This is a genomic window from Kitasatospora sp. NPDC007106, from assembly GCF_040634455.1.
Taxonomy (GTDB): domain Bacteria; phylum Actinomycetota; class Actinomycetes; order Streptomycetales; family Streptomycetaceae; genus Kitasatospora; species Kitasatospora arboriphila.
Genome location: NZ_JBEYFP010000745.1, coordinates 1 through 2,837 on the forward strand (window position 1 = coordinate 1; position 2,837 = coordinate 2,837).

Sequence of the window (2,837 nt, forward strand, 5' to 3'; positions counted from 1 at the left end):
CGGTCGTCCTGCTCGACGAGATCGACAAGGTCGGCTCCGACTACCGCGGCGACCCGGCCGCCGCCCTGCTCGAAGGCCTGTGTCCGGCCGGGCGTCGTTCGGTCCGGCCGCTCGCGCCCGTACTCCGCAGGTGGTGAACCCGTCGCTCGGGAAGAAGCCCGTGTCCACGACGTACAGGTTGTCGAGGTCGCGGGCCCGGCAGCCGACGTCGAGGGCCGAGCTCCGCGGGTCGGTGACACCGTCAGGCCCGAGCGGGCTTCCGCCGCCGCGTGCCGGACCGTGTCCGGCCACCGGATCCGACGAGGCGTGGAAGGCGACGGTCATCGGCCAGGACACCTTCCGCCGCCTGCCGCCCTCGCAGGCCGCCGGCTGAGCGGACACGACCAGGGGCAACCGGTGGCCGCCGGTCCTTCCTCGAAGCCGAACCGGGGCCTGGCGGCCTCCGCGCCCCGAGGGCCGGCTCCCGGCGCAGCCGCGGCTGTGCGATTCAGGCGAGTCGGCCGGCGTTCGGCCCGGGCGGCCCGACACGGGGGAGGGGAGGCAGCAGGGCGGTCCGCGTGGGCGCACCCTTGGCTCACACCATGCGGAGGGATCGGAGGCGTGGCTGTGGGCGAGGACTTCCTCGAGCCGGGCGGCGTGTACCGGCACGAGAGCGGCGGAACACCGGACGGGACGGGGATGGAGGTGTTCGTCGTCGCCCATGTCGGCCGGGCGCCCGACGGCTTCGACGACCGCCCCGGCGCGGGAGAGGCGGGCGAGACGGCCATCGGCGGTGCCGGCTGGTGACCGGTCCGGGCGGTGCGGGACGCCCGCTCGGCCCCGTACGCCGCGCCCGCTCCCGTGGTCCCCGTCAAGACGGCGGAGCAGATCGCGAGGGAGCATTTGGAGGCGCACTGGGCGCCGTCCTGCGGCCTCCTCGCTGCAGAGCCGGATACCTACCGCCGTGACCCGAACGCCTACGGCCTGGAGCGCATCGTTGCCCTCGTGAACGCCCACGAGGCGGAGCGGCTCGACCTGGAAATGAGCCACTGCAGCCGATTCCACACCCGGATCACACTTCCCTGCCCGGACGGCGGTTACCGCGTCCTCCCCGGCCTGGGCAAGGCCCTGCGGCCGGCTGCGCGAACCAGGTCTTGGCCCTGCCGCGCCCCTGGTGTGATTGTGGTTGCGGTGCTGCGAAGACCTGATGTGCGCCCGGCGCGGGGGTGTCAGCGGCCCGGTCGCAGCCAGCGGCGGGCGGTGGCGAGGGTGACCTCGATGTCGTCGTCCCAGGAGCAGACCTCGACCCAGGAGAGGTGGCCGTCCTGGGTGAACACCAGGACCTCGCCCGGGCAGTCGCCGGTCTCGGTGATCAGCAGCGCCTGTGCGGCCACGACGGTGCCGCCGCCGGCCGGCGCCGGTTCGACCGCGTCCGTGTCGAGGGCGAAGTAGGCGGCGCCGCACCCGCAGGCGCAGCGCGCGTCCACGGCCAGGTGCGGCACCTGTCGGCGCAGCGCTCGGTGGACGGGGCCGTCCGTGTCGAGGACGGCGTCGAGGACTTCGGACACATCGGTGGGCAGGCTCGGCATCACGGCGTCACCGTAGCCGGGCCGCCGCCGGGGCCTGCCGGGGGCGGCTACCGCCGTCCGGCGGCCGCGCGTATCGTGCTGCCCGCGGGGGCGGTGGCCGCCTCGCGTACACCGCAGGGGGAGGAGACCGGCCGATGGGTGCCGCGCGGATCTGGACCGTCGAGGAGTCGTTGGAGTTCCCCGCCGTCCCGCCGGACGCGGTGTACGCGCTGCTCGCCGACGTGCGCCGGATGAAGGAGTTCAGCCCCGAGGTGGTGGGTGTCTGGCGGCGCGGCCGGAACTTCGTCGGCTTCAACCGGCGGGCCGGCTGGGTCTGGTTCACGACCTGCCGGATCGTCGTCGCCGAGCCGGAGCGCGAGTTCGCCTTCGACGTCACCACCTTCGGCCTGCCGGTGGCCCGCTGGGGCTACCGCCTCGAAGCGCAGGGCGACGGCACGCTGGTCACCGAGTACTGGATCGACCAGCGGCGCGGCGGTGCGGGAGCGGCCGTGGCGGAGACCCTCGGGCTGGTCTTCTCCGGCACGCCCGCCGTGCAGCGCGCGGAACGCAACCGGGCGGGGATGCGCACCACCCTCCACCGCCTCCGGGACGCCTGCCTGCCCCCGGCCTGAGGACCGGTCGGACGGCGACCGGGTGCGCTGCCCGGCGGACCCCGCTCAGGCAGGCCCGGCGCCCACCGCTGCCCCGTCCGGGCGGCGGCGCTGTGCGGCCACCGAGGTGTGCAGCGGCCCGGACGGAGCCGCCCCGTCCGCCGTTCCGTCGCCGAACTCCGCCACCGCCTCGGTGACGATGCCGCTCAGCTGCTCGTGGTGGGCGCCGCGCCAGTACACCTGGTCGCAGGCCGTGCACTGGGCGAAGACGTCGTACGAACGCTCGGTGCCGTGCTCCAGGTGCTCGCGCACCGAGGTCTTGTCGGCCTCGCGCAGCGTCCCGTTGCAGGCGGTGCAGCGCGTCCACGGGGCCAGCGGGGGAGCGAACCGGGAGAGCACGTCCCGCAGTTGGTCGGCGGGGCGGTGGCTGTACACGTAGGCGCCGGCCCACAGCTCGCGGCGGTGCAGCAGCCCGCGGTCCCGGGAGAGCAGCACGCGCTGCTCGGCGGCCGAGCGGGCCGCCAGCGCCGGGTCGCCGATGTCGGTGCTCTCGTAGGCGGCGTCCACCCCGAGCAGCCGCAGCCGCCGGGCCAGGGTGCCCAGGTGGACGTCGAGCAGGAAGCGCGGCGGCCCGGCGAGCAGCTGCGGCCGGGCGACGGCGAGCACGGCCACCTCCTCG

At 75.4% G+C, this 2,837-nt stretch carries 4 protein-coding genes and 1 pseudogene; 2 read left to right on the forward strand and 3 right to left on the reverse strand.

From position 1 onward, the window contains the following. Nucleotides 1–138: 138 nt before the first annotated feature. Nucleotides 139–234, reverse strand: a pseudogene (locus ABZ641_RS31735) (GMC oxidoreductase); the annotation flags it as partial. Between the two features lie 366 nt (nt 235–600). Between ABZ641_RS31735 and ABZ641_RS31740 the strand changes: the two are divergent. After that, nucleotides 601–786, forward strand: coding sequence for a hypothetical protein (locus tag ABZ641_RS31740; RefSeq protein WP_359987402.1), 186 nt, complete (start codon nt 601–603; stop codon nt 784–786). A gap of 422 nt (nt 787–1,208) precedes the next feature. Here the strand turns inward: ABZ641_RS31740 and ABZ641_RS31745 are convergent, their stop codons facing one another. Further along, on the reverse strand, nt 1,209–1,568 hold the full coding sequence (locus ABZ641_RS31745; protein ID WP_359987411.1) for a hypothetical protein: 360 nt from the start codon (nt 1,566–1,568) through the stop codon (nt 1,209–1,211). A gap of 134 nt (nt 1,569–1,702) precedes the next feature. On the opposite strand from ABZ641_RS31745, the gene ABZ641_RS31750 reads away from it, so the two are divergent. Continuing rightward, complete coding sequence (locus tag ABZ641_RS31750) at nt 1,703–2,179, forward strand: SRPBCC family protein (protein WP_359987405.1); 477 nt, start codon at nt 1,703–1,705, stop codon at nt 2,177–2,179. Nucleotides 2,180–2,224: 45 nt separating this feature from the next. On the opposite strand, the gene ABZ641_RS31755 is transcribed toward ABZ641_RS31750, so the two are convergent. Then, nucleotides 2,225–2,837 (reverse strand): Mut7-C RNAse domain-containing protein (locus ABZ641_RS31755; protein WP_359987408.1); only part of this gene is annotated, 613 nt, incomplete at its 5' end.